The sequence below is a fragment of the Prosthecodimorpha hirschii genome (assembly GCF_001305515.1).
GTDB lineage: Bacteria > Pseudomonadota > Alphaproteobacteria > Rhizobiales > Ancalomicrobiaceae > Prosthecodimorpha > Prosthecodimorpha hirschii.
On sequence record NZ_LJYW01000001.1, the window covers coordinates 2,494,501 to 2,513,726 of the forward strand.

Genomic DNA, 19,226 nt, shown 5'->3' on the forward strand with positions numbered 1-19,226 from the left:
CCCGGGCTTTGCGGCGGCGGCGCGAGCCTGTAGTGGTGAGCCCATGCGCCTCCTGATCCTCGGCCTCGGCTATTCGGCCCGCCACAGCCTCGCCGGCCTCGCCGACGAGGCCACCTCCATCGCCGTCACGACCCGGTCGGCCGCCAAGGCCGCCCGGCTGGTCGCGCAGGGCCTCGACGCCATCGCGTATGACGGTACCGCCCCCTCCCCGGCGCTCGCCGCGGCGATCGGCACGGCGAGCCATATCCTGGTCTCGGCCGGGCCGGACCGCGACGGCGATCCGTTCCTGCGCCACCATGCCGGCGATGTCGCCCGGGCGGTCGCCGGCGGCGGGCTCGCCTGGATCGGCTACTATTCGACGGTCGGCGTCTATGGCGATACCGGCGGCGACTGGGTCGACGACCTGACGCCGCCGAACCCGGCCTCGGAGCGGACGCGCTGGCGGGTCGCAGCCGAGACGGCCTGGTCGGATCTCGGGGCGGCCGGGAATGTGCCGGTTGCGCTGCTGAGGCTCGCCGGCATCTACGGCCCCGGCCGCAACGCCTTCGTCAATCTCGCCGCCGGCACGGCGCGGCGTGTGATCCGGCCCGGCCAGGTCTTCAACCGCATCCATGTCGACGACATCGCCACCGTCACGGCGGCAGCGGCGCGCGCCCGGCTCGGCGGGCCGATCAACGTCGCCGACGACGAACCGGCCCCGCCGCAGGATCCGATCGCCTATGCGGCCGGCCTGATGGGCGTCGAACCGCCGCCTGAGGTGCCCTTCGAGGCGGCCGATATGACACCGATGGCGGCGACCTTCTGGGGCGAGAACAAGCGCGTCGGCAATCGGCGCCTGCACGCCGATCTGGGCGTTCCGCTCGCCCATCCGACCTATCGCGAGGGCCTCACCGCGCTCTGGCAGTCCGGCCGCTGGGCCGGCGGCGACGAGGACCGCGAGGAGGCAAGCCCGCGCTTCCGGCGGATCGCCGGCCCCTGACGCCGGTCGGCCGGCGACGCGTCCCCGGCCGCGGATAGCGGGCAGCGTTCAGTCGAGCGTCTTCTGCATGAAGACGAGGTCGAGCCAGCGGTCGAACTTGCGGCCGACCTCGGGCAGGCGGCCGACCTCGCGATAGCCGAGCGCGGCGTGCAGCGTGATCGAAGCGGCGTTGCCGGCCTCGATGCCGCCGATCAGCACATGCTTGCCGGCCGCCCGGGCGCGCGGCTCCAGGGCCTGCAGCAGGGCGCGGGCGATGCCCATTCGGCGGAAGCGGCCATCGACATAGATCGAATGTTCGGCGGTGTGGCGATAGCCGTCGAAGGCGCGGAAATCGCCGAAGCTGGCATAGCCGGCGACCGTGCCGCCGCACTCGGCGACCAGCACCGGATAGCCGAGCGCGCGCCGGGCTGCCGCCCAGGCGATCCGGTTGGCGGTATCGACCTGCTGTTCGTTCCAGATCGCCGTCGTGTTCGCCACGGCATCGTTATAGATGTCGCGAATGCCCGGCATGTCGGCGTCGTCCGCATCGCGGATCGTGAAGGCGGCGGCGGTCATGCGGTCCTCCCGGGCGACGGTGGTTCCGTCGAAGGATCGTCCACTACAATGGACGATCCTTCGGTATCATCGACGCATCCGCGCGGTCAATCGACCGGATATTTTTCCTTCGGGTAGACACCCCACAGCCGCTGCTGCTCGACATAGCCGGAATAGCGCTCGACCGTGATCTTGCACCAGGTTCCGTCGCAATTGGCGACCTCGACCTGCACGTTCGGCTCGACATTGGCGACCACGGTCGGGTTGTCGGGACGCGCGCGCATCGGGATCGATCCGGACTTCTCCCAGGGGGCGATCAGGGCGGTGCGCTTGCCCGACAGGAAGGACTTCTGCACCCAGCCTTCCTGGCCCTCGGAATCGCGCACCCGGTACCAGACATCGAATTCCTGCGTGATCTCGACCGGGATGCCGCTGCGCGTGAAGGTCCAGGCGATATCGTAGTCGCGGCTCGGACCGACCCGAATATTGACCGGATGCGACTTCATGCTGGCGAAGCGCGGCAGCTGCAGGCCGCTCGGACCGGTCGGCACGGACTGGGCCGAAGCCGGTCCGGAGGGGGCGGCGACGGCCCCGAGAAGGGCGAGACCAGCAATCAAAAGGGACGAGGACAGCCCGGATTTGCAACCCGTCACGCCGATTCTCCCGACAGGATGAGGATGGAGCGCTTCATAACACGTCCGGCGGCGAGGCGAATGCCGGACGCGGCGCGACGATAAACCCGCCCCGCTGCCTCCGGGCGATCAATTGCCATTCGCGAGGCATCTGCTAGACAGAGCATCCGACCGGTCGAATTCGACTGTGCGCGGGACGAGGTTAACGACCGCTGAAGGTCGAGCCGCAACAACGGCGTTAGGGACCAAAGGCGAGGGGAGCGTTGGGATGCCGAAGAGCAAGCCCTTGGTGGTGGTGACGCGGAAGCTGCCGGACGTCATCGAGACCCGGATGCGCGAGCTCTTCGATGCCCGCATCAACGACGACGACAAGCCGATGACCCAGGCCCAGCTGGTCGAGGCGCTGCGCACCGCCGACGTGCTGGTGCCGACGGTCACCGACCAGATCGATGCCGCGGTGATCAGCCAGGCCGGTCCGCAGCTGCGCCTGATCGCCAACTACGGCAACGGCGTCGACAATATCGACGTGCAGTCCGCCCTGACCCGCGGCGTCACGGTCACCAACACGCCCGGCGTGCTGACCGAGGACACCGCCGACATGACCATGGCGCTGATCCTGGCCGTGCCCCGGCGCATGGCGGACGGCATCAAGGTGATGCAGCAGGGCGACTGGAAGGGCTGGTCGCCGACCTGGATGCTCGGCCACCGCATCTGGGGCAAGCGCCTCGGCATCATCGGCATGGGCCGCATCGGCCAGGCCGTCGCCCGGCGCGCGCGCGCCTTCGGCATGTCGATCCACTATCACAACCGCCGCCGGCTGCCGGGCGTGATCGAGGAGGAGCTGGAGGCGACCTATTGGGAAAGCCTCGACCAGATGCTCGCCCGCATGGACGTGATCTCGGTCCACTGCCCGCACACGCCCGGCACCTATCACCTCCTGTCGGCGCGCCGGCTGAAGCTGATCCGCCCGATCAGCTATATCGTCAACACCGCGCGCGGCGAGGTGATCGACGAGAACGCGCTCGCCCGCATGCTGGAGGCGCGCGAGATCGCCGGCGCCGGCCTGGACGTGTTCGAGCACGAGCCCGCCGTCAACCCGAAGCTCGCCCGCAATCCGAACGTGGTCCTGCTGCCGCATATGGGCTCGGCCACGATCGAGGGCCGCGTCGACATGGGCGAGCGCGTGATCATCAATATCAAGACCTTCATGGACGGCCACCGTCCGCCGGATCGCGTGCTGCCGTCCATGCTTTGAGGGGCGGCGCGACAACTGACCGTCAGCTTACGGATTGCCCTTCCGGAGGGGGCGCCGCATAGTCGATGCTGCGGTTGGAGAGCGGCCGTTCGGGAGGTCGTGATGGGATCGTGTCGTGCTTTTGCTTCGATCGGGCTGGCCTTGGTCGGATCGATCATGGCCGGATGGGCCGCGGCCGGCTCCGCCGCCGCGCAGTCGACCCCGCCGGCGGCAGCCGAAAAGCTGCCGGAGAAGATGTCGGGAGACGCGATCAAGGCAGCCTGGTTCGACGGCCGGCCGTTCACCGCCCTGTCGCCGGACGGCACCGGCTTCGTGATGACCTTCACGCCGGACGGCAAGTCGTCGCGCAAGCCGACCGAGAAGAAGAAGGGGCTGACCAGCGCCACCGGCTTCTGGCGCGCCATCGCCGAGGGCTACTGCTCGCGCTGGTCCGGCCAGAACCGCGAGAAATGCTTCAACGTCCGCCCCGGCCCGGACAAGGACACCGTGGTGGTCCGCTTCGGCCAGCAGATGATGGCGACCTGGAAGCGGTGACCGCCGTCCTGCCGACCGGCCCCGTCGGACCTGCCGCGCCTGTTGCGGACGGACCGATCGCCCCATGACCCGCCCGCCCGTCCCGCCTGCCCGCTCCGGCCTCCCGCTCGATCGCCGCCGCTTTCTCGGCGCCGCCCTGGCGGCCACCATTGCGGACGCGGCCCAAGCCGCCGGCGCGGCCAATGCCGCCGGGACCGCAACGTCTTCGGCCGCCGAGGTCGATGTCGTCGTGGTCGGTGCCGGGGCGGCCGGCATCGCGGCGGCCCGGACCCTGCTGGCGGCCGGCCGGTCCTTCCTGGTGCTGGAGGCGCGCGACCGCATCGGCGGGCGCTGCGTCACCGACACCGCCCTGTTCGGCCGCCCGGTCGATCTCGGCGCCCATTGGATCCATGCCGTCGATGCGACGCCCTTCGCCGGGCACGCCGCCGAACTCGGCCTCGGGCTGATCGAGGCGCGGCAGGATTTCACCCTCTATGACGGTCGCCGACGGCTGAGCGGCCCCGATGCGGACGCCTTCGGCGATGCCTGGGAGGCTTTCGAGCAGGCGATCCTGGCGGCCGGACGGGCACAGCGCGACCTCTCGGCGGCCGAGGTCATGCCGACCGGGCTCGGCGACTGGGCCGACACGGTCGCCTTCGCGCTCGGCCCCTTCGGCTGCGCCAAGGATGTCGAGCATATCTCGACGGTCGACTTCGCCGCCGCGGTCGAATATCCGCAGGCCTTCGTGACCGAGGGCTACGGCACCCTGATCGCCCGCCTCGCCGAGGGCATTCCGGTCGGCACCGGCATTCCGGTGACCCGGATCGTGCGGTCCGGCCCGCGTCTCGCCGTCGAGACCCCGCGCGGCACCGTGTCGGCGCGCGCCGCGATCGTGACCGTCTCGACCGACGCCCTGGCCGCCGGGGCGGTCCGCTTCGACCCGCCGCTGCCGGCCGACCAGGAGGATGCCCTGACCGGCCTGTCGCTCGGCGACTACGAGCATATCTTCGTCGAACTGCCGCAAGGCGCGCTCGGCCTCGGCCCCGACGAACCGGTGCTGCTCAAGCGCCAGGGCCGCCGCACCCTCGGTCTCCTGGCCAATCTCGGCGGCTCGGGTCTGGTGATGGCCGATGCGGCCGGCAGCTTCGCGGCCGATCTCGCCCGCGCGGGCGACCGGGCCGCGGTGGCCTTCGCGCTCGAGCTGGTCGCGCAGAGCTTCGGCGCGGATGCGGTGCGCCGGCCGGGCCGCAGCCATGTCACGCGCTGGCGCGCCGATCCCTGGATCCGCGGCGCCTTCAGCTGCGCCGAACCGGGGCGGGCGCGCGATCGCGCCATCCTGCGCCGGCCGGTCGACGAGCGCCTCAGGCTCGCCGGCGAGGCGACCCATCCGAGCCTCTGGGGCTCGGTCGGCGGCGCCTGGGCCGAGGGCATCCGGGCGGCGACCGAGACCCTCGCCGCGCTCTGAACCGCCGCACCGGCACGGCCTCAGGCCGGTGGCGGCACATGCAGCGACGCCCGCGCAGCCCCTCTGCCGGAATTTTCGGCAACCCCCGCGATCCGCTCATGTCTGTCAGGACTTGCCTGGAGCCGCGGACGGTCCTAGGTAGATTGGAACTCTTCTAAATTATTGGAAAGCAGCTCCACCATGACCCTCTTCGGCTTCGGCAAGCGCGCCTTCTCCGACCTCACCGAGCAGGAGATCCTGGCCCTGGCGATCTCGTCCGAGGAGGACGACGGCCGCATCTACGGGATGTATTCGGATGCGCTGCGCGAGCGCTACCCGGCCTCCGCCAAGGTCTTCGACGACATGGCCGCCGAGGAGAGCGAGCACCGGCACCGCCTGATCGAACTGCACCGGCAGAAATTCGGCGAGCGGATCCCGCTGATCCGCCGGGAGAACGTGCGCGGCTTCTACGAGCGCCGGCCGGTCTGGCTGATGAAGAACCTCTCGCTCGACACCATCCGCCGCGAGGCCATGGTGATGGAGGCGCAGGCGGCGCGCTTCTACCGGCAGTCCGCCGCCCGGACCTCCGACGCCTCGATCCGCAAGCTGCTCGGCGATCTGGCCGAGGCCGAAAAGAGCCACGTCTCGCTCGCCCACCGGCTGGGTCTCTCGAACCTGCCGACCGACGTGCGCGCCGAGGAGGACGAGACCGCCCGGCGCATGTTCCTGCTGCAATATGTCCAGCCCGGTCTGGTCGGCCTGATGGACGGCTCGGTCTCGACACTGGCGCCGCTGTTCGCGACCGCCTTCGCGACCCACAACACCTGGGACACCTTCCTGGTCGGCCTGGCCGCCTCGATCGGCGCCGGCATCTCGATGGGCCTCGCCGAGGGCCTGTCCGACGACGGCGAACTCTCGGGGCGCGGCTCGCCCTGGATCCGCGGCTCGGCCGCCGGCATCATGACCACCATCGGCGGCCTCGGCCACGCCCTGCCCTATCTGATCCCGAACTTCTGGACCGCGACCGTGGTGGCGATCCTGCTGGTCATCGCGGAACTCTGGGCGATCTCGTGGATCCGCTGGAAATACATGGACACGCCCTTCTTCCGCGCCGCCCTGCAGATCGTCGTCGGCGGCTTCCTGGTCTTCATGACCGGCGTCCTGATCGGCAATTCCTGACGGGAGGCATCCCGGGCGACCGGTCCCGACGCGCGTCCGGTCGCCCGCCGCCGCATCGGCACTGGCGGGCGGGCCGGCGTTGCGGCTATGGATGGCGGCCGGGCAGCCTCGCGCCGGCTGCTCGAAACCCGCCGGTGCCATGCCTGATCCCCGCGTCGAAATCCTCCGCCTCGCCCATTCGCACGACCTGCCGCTGCCGGCCTACCAGACGGCGGGCGCAGCCGGCTTCGACCTGATCGCCGCCGTGCCGGCCGATGCGCCGGTGGAGATCCCCCCCGGCGCCCGCGCGATGATCCCGACCGGCCTCGTCCTGGCGATCCCGCCCGGCTACGAAGGTCAGGTGCGGCCGCGCTCGGGGCTCGCCGCCCGGCACGGCGTCACCGTGCTGAACAGCCCCGGCACGGTCGACAGCGACTATCGCGGCGAGGTCAAGGTCATCCTGGTCAATCTCGGCGACGCGACCTTTCGGGTCGAGCGCGGCGAGCGCATCGCCCAGATGGTCGTCGCGCCGGTCATCCAGGTCGGCTTCGCCACGGTCGAGACCCTCGGCGAGACCGATCGCGGCGCCGGCGGATTCGGCTCGACCGGTCGCCGCTGAGGACCGCCGGCCTCGACGCCGGCTGGTATCGATTTCCCCGCCCGATCCGCGCCACCCCGCACGACATTGATGGAATCCGCCAGCATCGCCATCTCTTGGAATAATTTTCCACCCGGGCGCCCTGCTTCGTCATGCCGCTGACTGGCCGCGCCAGCCTCTGCGCCCTAGAGTCTCGCGCGAATTGGCGGCGTGCCCCGCACGGGGGCCCGCCAGCCGCCAAGCCTGTCGATGAATGATGGAGGACCCCATGAGTGACGCCGACCGCAAGCCCGGCCGCGGCCGCATCTACGGCTCGATCACCGAGACGATCGGCGACACTCCGATCGTGCGGCTCGACCGGATCGCCAAGGAGAAGGGCGTCGGCGCCCATCTTCTCGCCAAACTCGAATTCTTCAACCCGATCTCGAGCGTGAAGGACCGCATCGGCGTCGCCATGATCGACGCGCTGGAGGCCGAAGGCCGCCTGGCGCCGGGCGCGACCCTGATCGAGCCGACCTCCGGCAATACCGGCATCGCGCTCGCCTTCGTGGCCGCCGCGCGCGGCTACCGGCTGATCCTGGTCATGCCCGAGACCATGTCGATCGAGCGGCGCAAGATGCTGAAGCTGCTCGGCGCCGAACTGGTGCTGACCGAAGGCCCGAAGGGCATGAAGGGCGCGATCGCCAAGGCCGAGGAGCTGCTCGCCGAGATCCCCGGCTCGATCATCCCGCAGCAGTTTCAGAACCCGGCCAACCCGGCGATCCACCGCAAGACCACCGCGGAGGAGATCTGGAACGACACCGCCGGCACGGTCGACGTGTTCGTCTCCGGCATCGGCACCGGCGGCACGATCACCGGCGTCGGCCAGGTGCTGAAGGCGCGCAAGCCCTCGGTGCATGTGGTCGCCGTCGAGCCGACCGCCTCGCCGGTCCTGTCCGGCGGCCAGCCCGGCCCGCACAAGATCCAGGGCATCGGCGCCGGCTTCGTGCCCGGCGTGCTCGATACCGGCGTCTATGACGAGGTGCAGCAGATCTCCAACGAGGAGGCCTTCGAGACGGCCCGCCTGGTCGCCCGCATCGAGGGCATCCCGGTCGGCATCTCGTCGGGCGCGGCGATCGCGGCCGCCGTCAAGGTCGGGTCGCGGCCGGAATTCGCCGGCAAGACCATCGTCATCATCATCCCGAGCTTCGCCGAGCGCTACCTGTCGACGGCCCTGTTCGAAGGCCTGGAGTGACGCCAGGCCCCGCGAAGCCCGATCCGGCGCAGCGCCTCGCCGCCTTCGTCAAGGCGGAAGCGCTGCGCCTCGGCTTCGCGGAGGCCCGCATCGTCCGGCCCGACGCCATTCCGCAGGCGCCGGCCCGGCTCGCCGCCTGTCTCGCCGAAGGCCACCACGGCAGCATGGCCTGGCTGGCCGAGACGGCCGAGCGCCGCGCCGATCCGCGCGTCCTGTGGCCGGCGGTGCGCTCGATCCTGATGCTCGGCCTCGACTACGGCCCGGACGAGGATCCGCGCGCCGCGCTCGCCGAACCGCGCTGCGGCGCCATCTCGGTCTATGCCCGCAACCGCGACTATCACGACCTGATCAAGGGCCGCCTGAAGGAACTGGCCGGCCGCCTCGTCGCGCGCGCCCGCACGCTCGGCCTCGACGGCGACGTGAAGGTGTTCGTCGACACCGCCCCGGTGATGGAGAAGCCGCTCGCCGCCGCCGCCGGCCTCGGCTGGCAGGGCCGCCACACCAACCTGGTCTCGCGCCGGCACGGCTCGTGGCTGTTTCTCGGCGCGGTCTTCACCAGCCTCGACTTGGCCCCCGATCCGGCCGAGACCGACCATTGCGGCTCCTGCCGCGCCTGCCTCGACGCCTGCCCGACCGCCGCCTTCCCGGCGCCCTACCGGCTCGACGCGCGCCGCTGCATCTCCTATCTGACGATCGAGCATGCCGGACCGATCCCGGCTGAGTTCCGGCCGCTGATCGGCAACCGCATCTATGGCTGCGACGACTGCCTGGCGGTCTGCCCCTGGAACAAGTTCGCGCAGACCGCCCGCGAGGCCAGGCTCGTCGCGCGCGACGATCTGCGCCGGCCGGCGCTCGCCGCCCTGGCCCGGCTCGACGACGCGGCGTTCCGGGCCCTGTTCGCCGGTTCGCCGATCAAGCGCATCGGGCGCGACCGCTTCCTGCGCAACGTGCTGATCGCCATCGGCAATTCGGCCGAGCCGTCACTGGCCGCCGATGCCCTCCGCCTCAGCGCCGATCCGGCCGCCCTGGTCCGCGGCGCCGCCGTCTGGGCCCTGTCGCGGCTCCTCGACACCGCCGCGTTCCGCGCCCTGGCCGAGGCCCGCGCGCCCGCCGAGACCGATCCCGACGTGCGCGCCGAATGGGAGGCGGCGTCCCCGGCCGCCGCAGCCCGTTGAAGGTGCGGCCAGCCGGCCGGAGCGCCCCCCGCCGGGCCGGAGCGGTCCGACCTTCCGATCGGTCCGTCCGAAATCTCCCGTCCGATGCCGGGCACGGGCGCGGTCGGGACGTGCACGGTTCAGTGACGCCGGGCGGGTGATCGCGTTTCGGCCATGACGGCCGGTCTGTGCAAGGTCCCCGGGGCGCTTCGGAGCGCCCGCCGGCATTCAACGCGTCGCCGCCCCTCGGTCGCCACCGCCGTCTTGCGGCGCGTGCGACCACGGGGGCCGCAAGCCTTTGCGCGCCCGGCCGGAAGCGGGGTCAGCGCGGTCCGTCCGACGCCATGCCGACCCCGAATCGCCGGCGGCCCGCGTCCCGACGGACAGGCGGCCCGGACCCGCCGGGAGCGGGGTCAGCCGCCTGGACGGCGCCGGCCGCCTGCACGGCACCGGCCGCCTGGACGGACGTCGGCTGTTTGGACGGGCGTCGGCCGCTACTTCTCCTGGATGGTCGCCAGATAGTCGACGACGCCCTGGATGCGGCTCTTCACATAGGCCTCGGCGTCCTCCGGCTTGAAATAGGGGCCGAGCTGGCTCGGCGCCTTGGTCCGGTAGTGATCGCCCCAGAGCGGCATGCCCATCGGCCCGTGGCCGGGCATGTCGACCGAACCGCGCACGACCTCGGCGACCCGGTCGGCCGGAAAGGTGCCGCCATTCGCGCGCGCCAGCCCGGTCAGGCCGGGCACACGCCGCGTCAGCAGGACCTGGAACGGCCCGTCGCCGCGCCCGTCATGGCCGTGGCAGGCCGCGCAATAGCTGGCGAATTCGGACCGGCCGACCTCCAGCGACGTTTCCGCCCCGGCCGAACCGCCAAAACCCGCCCCGACGACGATCGCCGCCGCGACCACCGCGCCGCGGCTGAACTGATGACCCTTCACGCGCATTCTCCCGCCACTCCGATTACCGGACTCTGGCCGCCCGAACCGGCCCCGGCAATCCGTAGCACTGCGTTCACGGTAGTCCGGGGGACTGCGTTGCCGGCAGTCCGAGGGACTGCGTTGCCGGCAGTCCGGGGGACTGCGTTCCCGGCAGTCCGGGGGACTGCGGCCCCGGCGATGCGGGGACCGGTTTCCGGGCGGTCTGCGGCACCGCGTTGCAGGCACTCTACGCTCCCGGCCACGGATGCGGGGCGCACCTCGTCAGGACGCACGCCCGGCGGCAATCCTCCGGCGCCTGGCAACGCCGGGGTCGGCCCGCAACGACGCCGCCGCTGCGGAGGCCAGCGCGTCGCCGGCAGGCGGCGGCGTGTTCGGCAGGACCGCCGCCGTCGCCGGAGACCAACCGCCGGCTGGCGACCAAATCCCCGATCGGCCTCGTTTCGCGGTTGCCCCCGCCCGACGGATCGGCTATTCAAGCCGCATCCCTCCCCACCCATGTGGGGACGAGAGCACGCACCCGTAGCTCAGCTGGATAGAGTGCTGCCCTCCGAAGGCAGAGGTCACAGGTTCGAATCCTGTCGGGTGCGCCACTTTCCGACTTTTGGTCTCCATATTGCGCATGCGCCGCCGGAACTGCGCCGGGGCTCATAGCGTGCAACGGCCGGTGAGCGGCGAAGTGCAGGGGCGGCAGAAGAGTTCGAATCCTTCTTGTCCTTCCGCGTTGTTCGCGTCGGGAGAGTCTGGACATGAGCCGCCTAAACATTGAGCCGATGCCACGGCGGGATGGCGCGCCGTGTCCGGTCCAGCACGTTTGACGGACGGAGGGAACGGCGAGGCCGGGGCCGCAGGTCGAGATCCGGGCCGACATCGCAAGGCGTGCCGGCCTCCATTGCGTCATGCCTTGTCGTCTGGCGTGACCGCTGGGGTCAGATGTGTCAGCTCGCACAACCAGCGGCCATCGGCGCGGCGATAGATATCGGTGATCCATTCATCCGCGCCTATCGGTTGGCCGCGGAACCAACCGGTGTTCTGACCGCGGCCCGTGACGAAACCCGTCGTGCCGAATACCCTGACAACACGGCTCTGCTTGGTCATGGTATCGTGAACCAGGGTCCCGCCGGCGATCGCGTCCAGCACGGCCGCGCCCGGAATTGGGCCGCGTTCCGGCGTCACCAAGACCCAATCCGCGCTGATGCACTCACGGATTTTCGCGGGATCGTTGGAGATCATCGCGCGGTTGAACGCCGCCTCGGCATCGACCAGCGCCTGCTCGTCGGCGGTCATGCTCCGGTCTCCTCATTCCAACGCCGCTGCATTTCCTGGGGTGAGACTGTCTCGACCGTCTGCGACAGCATCCAGCGATGACCGAAGGGATCGAGCACCAGCGCGCTGCGCTCCCCGAAACTCTGGTCGGCGGCCGCGCGCAACACGGTGGCGCCCTGCGCGGCAGCCAGCGCCACGTCCGCATCGACGGTCTTCGTCGACAGATGCAGCGTCACGGGAGAACCGCCGATCGTGTCCGGACTCACCGCGCCGAAATCGGGATATTCGTCGCTGAGCATGACGAAGCTCTCGCCGAAACGCAATTCGGCATGGCCGATGCGCCCGTCGGAAGGGTCGGTCAGACGGAAGACTTCCTCGGCGCCAAAGGCGGCCTTGTAGAAGGCGATGGCCGCTTCACCACCGCGCACCACGATATAGGGTGAGACCGAAGTGACGGACGACATGACCGCTCCTTGCAAGGATATATAATTTACGGTACGAAACGTAATTAAATGAGTCAAGAACGATCATCTCTGCCTCGTCCGCGCGGCAGGCCGCCAAGCGCAGTTGCACGCGAGAAGGCGCTGCAGGCGGCGCGCGACATTCTGTTGAGCGAGGGGTTCGGCCGATTGAGCATCGAAGCCGTCGTCGCGAAATCCGGGATCAGCAAGCCGACCATCTATCGCAACTGGGCCAATGCCGGCGAACTGGCGATGGCGGCACTCATGGCCGATCCGGATTTCCAGGCGGACAAGGCCAAGGACGGCCTGGCAGGATCGCTGCGCGCCCAGATGCACGCCCTTGTCACGGCCTTTGCAACGACACGCGGACGCCAGATCGCGCTGGCGCTGGCGGCGTCCGATCCCGAAAGCGAAATGACCAAGGCCTTTCGCAACCGCATCATCCTGTCGAGCCGGGAAGCCGGGCGGCGCCTCATAGGCGAGGCCGTCGCGCGAGGCGAGATATCGGCGCCGGCCGAACTCGAGACGGTGCTCGACATGATCTACGCGCCGATCTTCTATCGGTTGCTCGTCGGTCATCTGCCGCTCGACCGTCAATTCGCCGACAGCCTGGTGACCCGGGCCCTGGCGCTGCTTGCGCTCTGAAGGAATGGAATGATCCGTGCCCTGCCGGCAGGGCATTCCGAGGCCTCGCCTGCGGGAATGGCGGAGGCATGGCTCTCGTCTTCACCCGACGCGGCGCGCCGAAGTCCTTCGACAAGAACATCCCCGAACTCCCTGCCGCAAAGCTGTCTTCCGACGTCTCTTCATGGTGGGAGCACGCGATCTGGATCGCTCGGCTCAAACTATATTCATGATAATTCAGTGTTCAAAAAATATTTACAATGAATCCACAATGATTGAAAATACATTTGATTGATCTCACACCGTTCTGCGTCGAATGTGATGATAGATATTTGATTTCTCAATCATCGACTAACCAATTACTGAATTTATGTTTATGGTTCGCCATGCCTCACTGTTTTGTACGCATCGAAAGGCCTGGCGAGCGGGGGCCGATTGGAGAATTTGACCGTCAGGGAGCCGGCTCGTGGCCGGTCGGCTCGGCGGGGCGCTCGATCGCCCAGGTGAGCAGCGCGTCGAGGGCCGGACAGAGCGCCTGGCCCCAGGCGGTGAGACAGTATTCCACCTTGGGCGGAACCTGATGATGGACGATGCGGTGGACGATGCCGTCCTTCTCCATCTGGCGCAGTTGCTGAATCAGCATTTTCTGGGAGATCGCAGGAATCTCCCGCTCGAGCTCGGAGAACCGGAGCACCTTGCCTCCGAACAGGTGGAACAGGATCACCAGCTTCCAGCGGCCCTCGAGAATGCGCAGCACGTTTTCCACGCCGTCCGCCGCCAGCTTCGGCGTCGGGAACAGGTCCTTACTTGATGGTAAGTACCCTACTTTTTCGTCTGTTCTTGTCATTCCGGCAGCGTACCGCCATCTTGGGTTGGAAGCAAGTGTCGCCGGCGCGGCCTTGCCCGCCAAGCAGAACCAAGGACGATGCGCATGTCAGACAGTCTACCGCGCTCCATTCAAGACTATTTCTCCGGCAAGAACGCGCGCGATCTCGACATCGCCGTCTCCGGCTTCGCCGAAACCGCAACCGTCAAAGATGAGGGCCGGGACCATACGGGACCGGCCGCCATCCGGGCGTGGATTGCGGAGACGATCGCCAAATATGACGACCGGGCGACGGCAAGACACAGTGCCACCAGAGGCACTGTCGTCGAGGTCTCCGGAGCCTTCCCCGGAAGTCCGATCCTTCTGCGGCTCGACTTCACCATGAAGGCCGACCGGATCGTTCGCCTGGAGATTGCCCCATGACGATCGCCCCGACCTTCAAGATCGACCCGACCGAGTTCGCCGGCAAGCGCGTCCTCGTCACGGGCGGAACGCACGGGGCCGGCGCGGCGATCCTGCGCCGCTTCCGGGCCGCCGGCGCGCTAACCGCGACCAGCGCCCGCAACGAGCCCACCGAGGACCCCGGCGACGGTCTCTTCGTTCAGGCCGATCTCGCGACGCCGGCCGGTGTCGAGGCACTGGCGGAGGGCGTTGCCGCCCGGATGGGAGGCGTCGACGTCCTGGTGCATTGTCTGGGCGGCTCGAGCACACCGGGCGGCGGCTTCGTGGCGGCCACGGAAGAGTTCTGGCAGGCCGAATTGGCCCTGAACCTGCTCGCCGCCGTCCGCCTCGACCGCCTGTTGGTGCCCCGGATGATCGAAAAGGGCGCGGGCGTGGTCGTCCATGTGGCCTCGATCCAGCGCCGGCTGCCGCTGTTCGAATCCACCATCGCCTATGCGGCCGCCAAGGCCGCGCTCGCCAGCTACAGCAAGACGCTGTCGAAGGAAGTCGGTCCCAAAGGCGTGCGCGTCAACACCGTGTCGCCGGGCTGGATCATGACATCCGCCGCCGACCGCATGGTCAAGCGCCTGGCCGAAAGCGGCCGCACCGACGAGGAGACCGCGCGACGCGGGATCATGGACGCGCTCGGCGGCATCCCGATCGGACGCCCCGCATGGCCGGAGGAGATCGCCGAACTGGTGGCGTTCCTGGCATCGGACCGCGCGGCGTCCATCCACGGCGCGGACTATGTCATCGACGGCGGGACGATCCCGACGGTCTGACGGATCCGGCCGGCGGGGCCCAGGACAGGACGATCATGGCGGCCGTACCGGCCCGATGCCGTCGGGACCGGCATCCGATAAGGGCCGCCCCCGGAGCGCCGACGACTGGTGGCGTCGAGGCACGGCCCTCGCCGGCTTAGCGCGGCGGGGGCCCCGTCTTTTTGTTGACTAGGAAACAGGATCGATATAGTTTCCTAGTCAACCATGGAGGTGGCCATGCCGGCGAAACCGACGCTTGCCAAACTCGACGCGCATCTCGGCTATTGGCTCAGGATGGCCTCCAACGCCGTCTCGCAGGGTTTCGCCCGCAAGGTCGAGCGCGAGGGGGTGACGGTTGCCGAATGGGTTCTCCTGCGCGCGCTCTACGATCTCGAAGGCATCGCGCCGTCGCAGCTTGCGCAAGACCTGGGATTGACGCGGGGGGCCGTCTCGAAGCTTGCCGACCGCCTTCTCGAAAAATCCCTGATCGAGCGCCGCGCCAATCCGGACGACAAGCGCGCCCAGACGCTCGCCTTGAGCGTCGCCGGCCGCCGGCTCGTGCCCCGTCTCGCCGCGCTGGCCGATCAGAACGACGCGGAGTTCTTCGACGCCCTCCCATCCGACCAGCGCCGAACCCTCACCGAAATCCTGCGCCGGATCGCCCAGGCACACGGGCTGACCAGCGTTCCGATCGACTGATCCCAGCCGCGATCGAACCCATCGCCGAAACTTCAGAAAGGAAAATCGCCATGGAAGCGCAACGCGTCCGCACGGCACAGGCTTGCCTCGACGCAGCCTACGACCGGACCCTGGCTTTCCCGGACATCGTCGGGAGGCTGATCGAAGCCGGCTTCGAAGGCTATGTCGTCGACTACCGGCGCAACACGACCACCTATTTCCTCCCCGATGGAGACAACGTCGTGCTGGCCAACCGTGTATCGGTCGGCACGGTCGCTGCCGATTTCGACCCCCAGGCGATCGCCGCCGAGGTTCGATGGGCGCAGGCCGATCCGCCCGACTATTCCTACGCCGCATTCTCCAAATCCGTGAAGGCGCACGGCTGCGCCGGCTACATCGTCTCCTTCCCGGGCCGCCGTGTCCTCTATTTCGGGCGTAGCGCCGACACCCATGTCGAGCATTTTCCGCAGTAGATCCGCGGATCCGGTCGGGACGGCTTGGCCTGGCTTGGCCCTTCCCTACCCGCCCACCCGAAACAACCGCGCCGGGTTTTCCGAGATCATCGCCTTGAGGTCGGCCTCGGCGAAGCCCTGGGCTTCCAGGAGGAGGAGGAATTCGCGCAGGGCTTCGGCGGGTTCGGGCAGGAGGGCGATGCCGGCGTCGCTGGACAGGACGGCGTGGCGGCCGGCGGCGCGGAGGCGCGGGGCGAGGTCGTCGACGGTCTGGAAGGGCGCGCGGTGTTTCTCGGCGTCGACATGGGTCAGGCCGACCTGGGTCGCGTGGGTGAGCAGGAAGAAGGAGAATTCCGGCACGGCGCCGAGCGCCACCAGGGCGGCGATCTCGTCGGGCTCGTAGCGCTGGGCGTGGCAGCGCACCCGCGTCGTGCCGCGCCGCCGCGCCTCTTCGGCCAGCGCCAGCGCCTCGGGGCCTGAGACATGGCCGCAATCGAACACGATGTCGCGCTCGGCGCAGAGATCCATGATCGCCGGGACGGGGTCGGGCACCTTGCCGGAGGACGGCACCCGGAAGGTGGTCTCCAGGAAGGCCGGGCTGCGGCCCTCGCGCAGGGCCTCCGCATGGGTATGGTGGGTCGGCAGCGACAGGAAGCGCGCGCCTGTGCCCGGCCCGTAGCCGTAGTCGACGGCGTTGCGGGCGGCCTCGTAGCTGACGCCGCCGGCGGTCGGCTGCATGATCAGCCCGCCGAAGACCTCGACGCCGAGATGGCCGAGCTCCTGCATGACCAGGGCCGCATAGCCGGACGAGTTCTGGAAATTGTCCATCAGCCCGAGGCCGCGCATGCCGAGCGCGGCCGCCTGGCGCACCGCCTCGAAGACATTGGCGCTGCGGCCGTTGAGATGCGGGCAGACATGGACATGCACGTCCACGGCGCCGTTCAGGTAGCTCAGGCCAGGGCGCATCGCGGTCTCCAGGTCGGGGATGAGGCCCGGGCTGCGAGCGCATCGGGCCGGGGAAGCGACGCGACGATCCGACGGGCGCCAGAGGCGCGGGACCATCGCGGGACGGATGCGGGCGGCCATGTCGGCGGCCGGCGGGGTCAGTGCCGCAGGATGCGGCGGACGAAATCGGCGCAGCGCTCGGTCTGCGGCGCGTCGAAGATCTGCGCCGGCGGGCCGGTCTCGACCACGCGGCCGTCGGCCATGAACACCACCTTGGACGAGATCTCGCGCACGAAGGCCATCTCGTGGCTGACGATCAGCATGGTCATGCCGTCGGCGGCGAGCAGGCGGATGGTGTCGAGCACCTCGGAGACGAGCTCGGGATCGAGCGCCGAGGTGACCTCGTCGAGGAGCAGGATGTCGGGCTTCAGCGCCAGGGCGCGGGCGATGGCGACGCGCTGCTGCTGGCCGCCGGAGAGCTCATCCGGATAGGCCTCGACCCGGTGCGACAGGCCGACCTTGGCGAGGAGCGCGCGCGCCTCGGCCTCGACCTCCCCGGCCGGCCGGCCTTTGACCACCGTCGGGGCGACGGTGACGTTGCGCAGCGCGGTCATGTTCTGGAACAGGTTGTACTGCTGGAACACGATGGCGAAGCGCTCGCGCACCTTGCGCAGGGCCGCATCCGAGCCGTAGTCGACCGGCGTGCCGGCGACCGCGACCGTGCCGGCGCGCGGGCGCAGGAGGCCGACCAGGACGCGCAGCAAGGTGCTCTTGCCGGAGCCGGACGGGCCGATGATCGAGACGATCTCGCCGCGCTCGACCGAGAGGCCGACATCGCTGAGCACGGGATCGCGCCCGTAGTCGGCCGAGAGGCTATCGAGAACGAGATGGGGCAAGCCGGACCTCCAGATGGGCCGCGAACCGGTTCAGCGACCAGCACAGCACGAAGTAGAGAACGAGGATCGTCCCGAAGCAGAGCGCCGGCGAGAAGCCCTTCTGGTTCAGGATCTTGGCCGCGAAGGTGAGTTCCGCGACGCCGATCTGCGAGGCGATCGAGGTCGCCTTGACCAGGCCGACCGCATAGGTCATCGACGGCGGGATGATGATCCGCCAGGCCTGCGGCAGGACGACCAGGCGCAGCGCCCTGAGCCCGCCCATGTTGAGCGTCTCGGCCGCGTCCCACTGGTTGCGGTGGACAGCCTCCAGGCCGGCACGGACATTCTCGGCCGAGAAGGCCGCCGCCGACAGCGCCACCGTGGTGGCGGCGACGACGAACATCGGCACGTCCGCCCCAGCCAGCTGGAAGCCGAAGAAGACGACCATCAGGAGGACCAGGAACGGGATACGCCGGAACAATTCGACATAGAGCAGCGCCAGGATGCGGACGGGCGCGAAGCGCATGACGCGCTCCTGGCGCAGGACGGCGAGGCCGAAGCCGGCCACGAAGCCGAGCCCGCAGCCGACCAGCGACAGTCCGGCCGTATAGGCGAAGGCCTGCGCCAGGAAGATCACGTTGTAGTAGCTGAAGAAGCGCGGCAGTTCGTCGAGGAGCGCGGCCATCAGAACACCTTCCCCTTGATGCGGAAGAGGAAGCGGCCGATCGCGTAGAGCACGGCGCTGGCGATGACGGTCAGAACGACGTAGTAGACCGCGGCGATCGAGAAGATCTCCAGCGACCGGAAGGTCTGCGCATTGATGTTGTAGGCGCGGCCGGTCAGCTCCTCGACGCCGAAGATGGCGGCGACCGAGGTGGTCATGGTCAGGATGATGTATTGGTTGGAAAGCGGCGGATACAGAACCTTGGCGATATGCGGCAGGATGACGTAGCGGATCTGCTGCAGCCGGCTGAAGCCGAGGGTCTCGGCGGCTTCGATCTCGGCGCGCCGGATCGACGCGAAGCCGGCCCGCTGGATCTCGGCCATGTAGGCGCCGGCATTGAGCGACATGCCGAGGATGACCGCCTCGACCGAGCCGATCAGGATGCCGTAGTCGGGCAGCGCGAAGTAGATGAAGAAGATCTGCACCAGAAGCGGCGTGTTCAGGAAGAAGGTGACATAGGCGCGGACCAGCCAGCGCGCCGGGCGCGGGCCGTAGTGCAAGACCGACGCGCAGACGAGGCCGATCGCCCAGCCGATCAGGAACGCGACCGCGGCGATCTGGAGCGCCAGCCAGGCGCCCCCGGCCAGATAGCCGAGATAGGGCGTGACCTGGCCGTATTGCAGCGTATAGCCCATGCGGAGCCTTCTTGGCTGTATACGTTCTGTATGCGATTGAGCCCTCGTGGCGGCGGCTTGTCAACGGCCGTCCGCGAACCGGACGACCGTCCCGGCGCGCCG

24 protein-coding genes and 1 tRNA gene are annotated in these 19,226 nt (G+C 69.2%); 15 read left to right on the top strand and 10 right to left on the bottom strand.

The genetic code is table 11. The features are described 5' to 3' along the window. The first annotated feature begins 43 nt into the window (after positions 1-43). Positions 44-979 (top strand): Rossmann-fold NAD(P)-binding domain-containing protein, encoded by a 936-nt coding sequence (locus ABB55_RS10940; protein ID WP_054358835.1) that lies wholly within the window; start codon positions 44-46, stop codon positions 977-979. A 48-nt stretch (positions 980-1,027) separates the two neighbouring features. On the opposite strand, the gene ABB55_RS10945 is transcribed toward ABB55_RS10940, so the two are convergent. Both ABB55_RS10945 and ABB55_RS10950 read right to left on the bottom strand, forming a co-directional pair. Beyond that, positions 1,028-1,534 carry a GNAT family N-acetyltransferase gene (locus tag ABB55_RS10945; RefSeq protein ID WP_054358836.1) on the bottom strand — a complete coding sequence of 169 codons (507 nt, stop codon included), beginning with the start codon at positions 1,532-1,534 and terminating at the stop codon, positions 1,028-1,030. Positions 1,535-1,620: 86 nt separating this feature from the next. Continuing rightward, positions 1,621-2,166 carry an SH3 domain-containing protein gene (locus ABB55_RS10950; protein WP_083463532.1) on the bottom strand — a complete coding sequence of 182 codons (546 nt, stop codon included), beginning with the start codon at positions 2,164-2,166 and terminating at the stop codon, positions 1,621-1,623. Positions 2,167-2,413: 247 nt separating this feature from the next. On the opposite strand from ABB55_RS10950, the gene ABB55_RS10955 reads away from it, so the two are divergent. The 7 genes from ABB55_RS10955 to queG all read left to right on the top strand — a co-directional run bounded on the left by ABB55_RS10955 (position 2,414) and on the right by queG (position 9,522). After that, positions 2,414-3,400: a 2-hydroxyacid dehydrogenase gene (locus ABB55_RS10955; RefSeq protein ID WP_054358837.1), complete on the top strand. Its 987-nt coding sequence runs from the start codon at positions 2,414-2,416 to the stop codon at positions 3,398-3,400. A gap of 156 nt (positions 3,401-3,556) precedes the next feature. Then, positions 3,557-3,934: a hypothetical protein gene (locus ABB55_RS10960; protein ID WP_152982004.1), complete on the top strand. Its 378-nt coding sequence runs from the start codon at positions 3,557-3,559 to the stop codon at positions 3,932-3,934. A 64-nt stretch (positions 3,935-3,998) separates the two neighbouring features. Then, a complete protein-coding gene (locus ABB55_RS10965; protein WP_054358839.1) occupies positions 3,999-5,378 on the top strand; it encodes a flavin monoamine oxidase family protein in 1,380 nt (459 codons plus the stop codon). 180 nt (positions 5,379-5,558) lie between these two features. After that, positions 5,559-6,536 carry an iron exporter MbfA gene (mbfA, locus tag ABB55_RS10970; RefSeq protein WP_054358840.1) on the top strand — a complete coding sequence of 326 codons (978 nt, stop codon included), beginning with the start codon at positions 5,559-5,561 and terminating at the stop codon, positions 6,534-6,536. A 139-nt stretch (positions 6,537-6,675) separates the two neighbouring features. Next, complete coding sequence (gene dut / locus ABB55_RS10975) at positions 6,676-7,134, top strand: dUTP diphosphatase (protein WP_054358841.1); 459 nt, start codon at positions 6,676-6,678, stop codon at positions 7,132-7,134. Positions 7,135-7,381: 247 nt separating this feature from the next. Beyond that, complete coding sequence (gene cysK / locus ABB55_RS10980) at positions 7,382-8,347, top strand: cysteine synthase A (RefSeq protein WP_152982005.1); 966 nt, start codon at positions 7,382-7,384, stop codon at positions 8,345-8,347. Beyond that, positions 8,344-9,522, top strand: coding sequence for a tRNA epoxyqueuosine(34) reductase QueG (gene queG, locus ABB55_RS10985; RefSeq protein ID WP_054358843.1), 1,179 nt, complete (start codon positions 8,344-8,346; stop codon positions 9,520-9,522). The genes cysK and queG overlap by 4 nt, the downstream gene beginning before the upstream one ends. 473 nt (positions 9,523-9,995) lie before the next feature. Here queG and ABB55_RS10990 read toward each other — a convergent pair whose 3' ends face one another. After that, entirely contained in the window at positions 9,996-10,439 is a 444-nt protein-coding gene (locus tag ABB55_RS10990) for a c-type cytochrome (RefSeq protein WP_160321211.1), read from the bottom strand. Positions 10,440-10,952: 513 nt separating this feature from the next. On the opposite strand from ABB55_RS10990, the gene ABB55_RS10995 reads away from it, so the two are divergent. Then, positions 10,953-11,029 (top strand) — tRNA-Arg (locus ABB55_RS10995). 304 nt (positions 11,030-11,333) lie between these two features. On the opposite strand, the gene ABB55_RS11000 is transcribed toward ABB55_RS10995, so the two are convergent. Beyond that, complete coding sequence (locus ABB55_RS11000; protein ID WP_054358845.1) at positions 11,334-11,723, bottom strand: nuclear transport factor 2 family protein; 390 nt, start codon at positions 11,721-11,723, stop codon at positions 11,334-11,336. Further along, entirely contained in the window at positions 11,720-12,166 is a 447-nt protein-coding gene (locus tag ABB55_RS11005) for a VOC family protein (protein ID WP_054358846.1), read from the bottom strand. The genes ABB55_RS11000 and ABB55_RS11005 overlap by 4 nt, the downstream gene beginning before the upstream one ends. Positions 12,167-12,214: 48 nt before the next feature. Between ABB55_RS11005 and ABB55_RS11010 the strand changes: the two genes are divergently transcribed. Then, complete coding sequence (locus ABB55_RS11010; RefSeq protein WP_054358847.1) at positions 12,215-12,808, top strand: TetR/AcrR family transcriptional regulator; 594 nt, start codon at positions 12,215-12,217, stop codon at positions 12,806-12,808. A 68-nt stretch (positions 12,809-12,876) separates the two neighbouring features. Beyond that, a complete protein-coding gene (locus ABB55_RS30320; RefSeq protein ID WP_160321212.1) occupies positions 12,877-13,020 on the top strand; it encodes a hypothetical protein in 144 nt (47 codons plus the stop codon). 218 nt (positions 13,021-13,238) lie between these two features. Here the strand turns inward: ABB55_RS30320 and ABB55_RS11015 are convergent, their stop codons facing one another. Beyond that, positions 13,239-13,634, bottom strand: a complete 396-nt coding sequence (locus tag ABB55_RS11015) for a winged helix-turn-helix transcriptional regulator (RefSeq protein WP_054358848.1) — start codon at positions 13,632-13,634, stop codon at positions 13,239-13,241. An 84-nt stretch (positions 13,635-13,718) separates the two neighbouring features. Between ABB55_RS11015 and ABB55_RS30870 the strand changes: the two genes are divergently transcribed. The 4 genes from ABB55_RS30870 (at position 13,719) to ABB55_RS11035 (ending at position 15,966) form a co-directional block, all read left to right on the top strand. Beyond that, entirely contained in the window at positions 13,719-14,036 is a 318-nt protein-coding gene (locus ABB55_RS30870) for a nuclear transport factor 2 family protein (RefSeq protein ID WP_054358849.1), read from the top strand. Beyond that, positions 14,033-14,836, top strand: coding sequence for an SDR family oxidoreductase (locus tag ABB55_RS11025; RefSeq protein ID WP_054358850.1), 804 nt, complete (start codon positions 14,033-14,035; stop codon positions 14,834-14,836). The genes ABB55_RS30870 and ABB55_RS11025 overlap by 4 nt, the downstream gene beginning before the upstream one ends. A gap of 216 nt (positions 14,837-15,052) precedes the next feature. Continuing rightward, complete coding sequence (locus ABB55_RS11030) at positions 15,053-15,514, top strand: MarR family winged helix-turn-helix transcriptional regulator (RefSeq protein ID WP_054361984.1); 462 nt, start codon at positions 15,053-15,055, stop codon at positions 15,512-15,514. Between the two features lie 50 nt (positions 15,515-15,564). Then, positions 15,565-15,966 carry a DUF1398 domain-containing protein gene (locus ABB55_RS11035; protein WP_054358851.1) on the top strand — a complete coding sequence of 134 codons (402 nt, stop codon included), beginning with the start codon at positions 15,565-15,567 and terminating at the stop codon, positions 15,964-15,966. Between the two features lie 45 nt (positions 15,967-16,011). Here ABB55_RS11035 and ABB55_RS11040 read toward each other — a convergent pair whose 3' ends face one another. The 4 genes from ABB55_RS11040 to ABB55_RS11055 all read right to left on the bottom strand — a co-directional run bounded on the left by ABB55_RS11040 (position 16,012) and on the right by ABB55_RS11055 (position 19,124). Then, positions 16,012-16,911 carry a DUF6282 family protein gene (locus ABB55_RS11040; RefSeq protein WP_054358852.1) on the bottom strand — a complete coding sequence of 300 codons (900 nt, stop codon included), beginning with the start codon at positions 16,909-16,911 and terminating at the stop codon, positions 16,012-16,014. A gap of 137 nt (positions 16,912-17,048) precedes the next feature. Beyond that, entirely contained in the window at positions 17,049-17,786 is a 738-nt protein-coding gene (locus ABB55_RS11045) for an amino acid ABC transporter ATP-binding protein (RefSeq protein ID WP_054358853.1), read from the bottom strand. After that, positions 17,764-18,450 (bottom strand): amino acid ABC transporter permease, encoded by a 687-nt coding sequence (locus ABB55_RS11050; protein ID WP_083463533.1) that lies wholly within the window; start codon positions 18,448-18,450, stop codon positions 17,764-17,766. The genes ABB55_RS11045 and ABB55_RS11050 overlap by 23 nt, the downstream gene beginning before the upstream one ends. Continuing rightward, positions 18,450-19,124, bottom strand: a complete 675-nt coding sequence (locus tag ABB55_RS11055) for an amino acid ABC transporter permease (RefSeq protein ID WP_054358854.1) — start codon at positions 19,122-19,124, stop codon at positions 18,450-18,452. The genes ABB55_RS11050 and ABB55_RS11055 overlap by 1 nt, the downstream gene beginning before the upstream one ends. Positions 19,125-19,226: the final 102 nt, after the last annotated feature.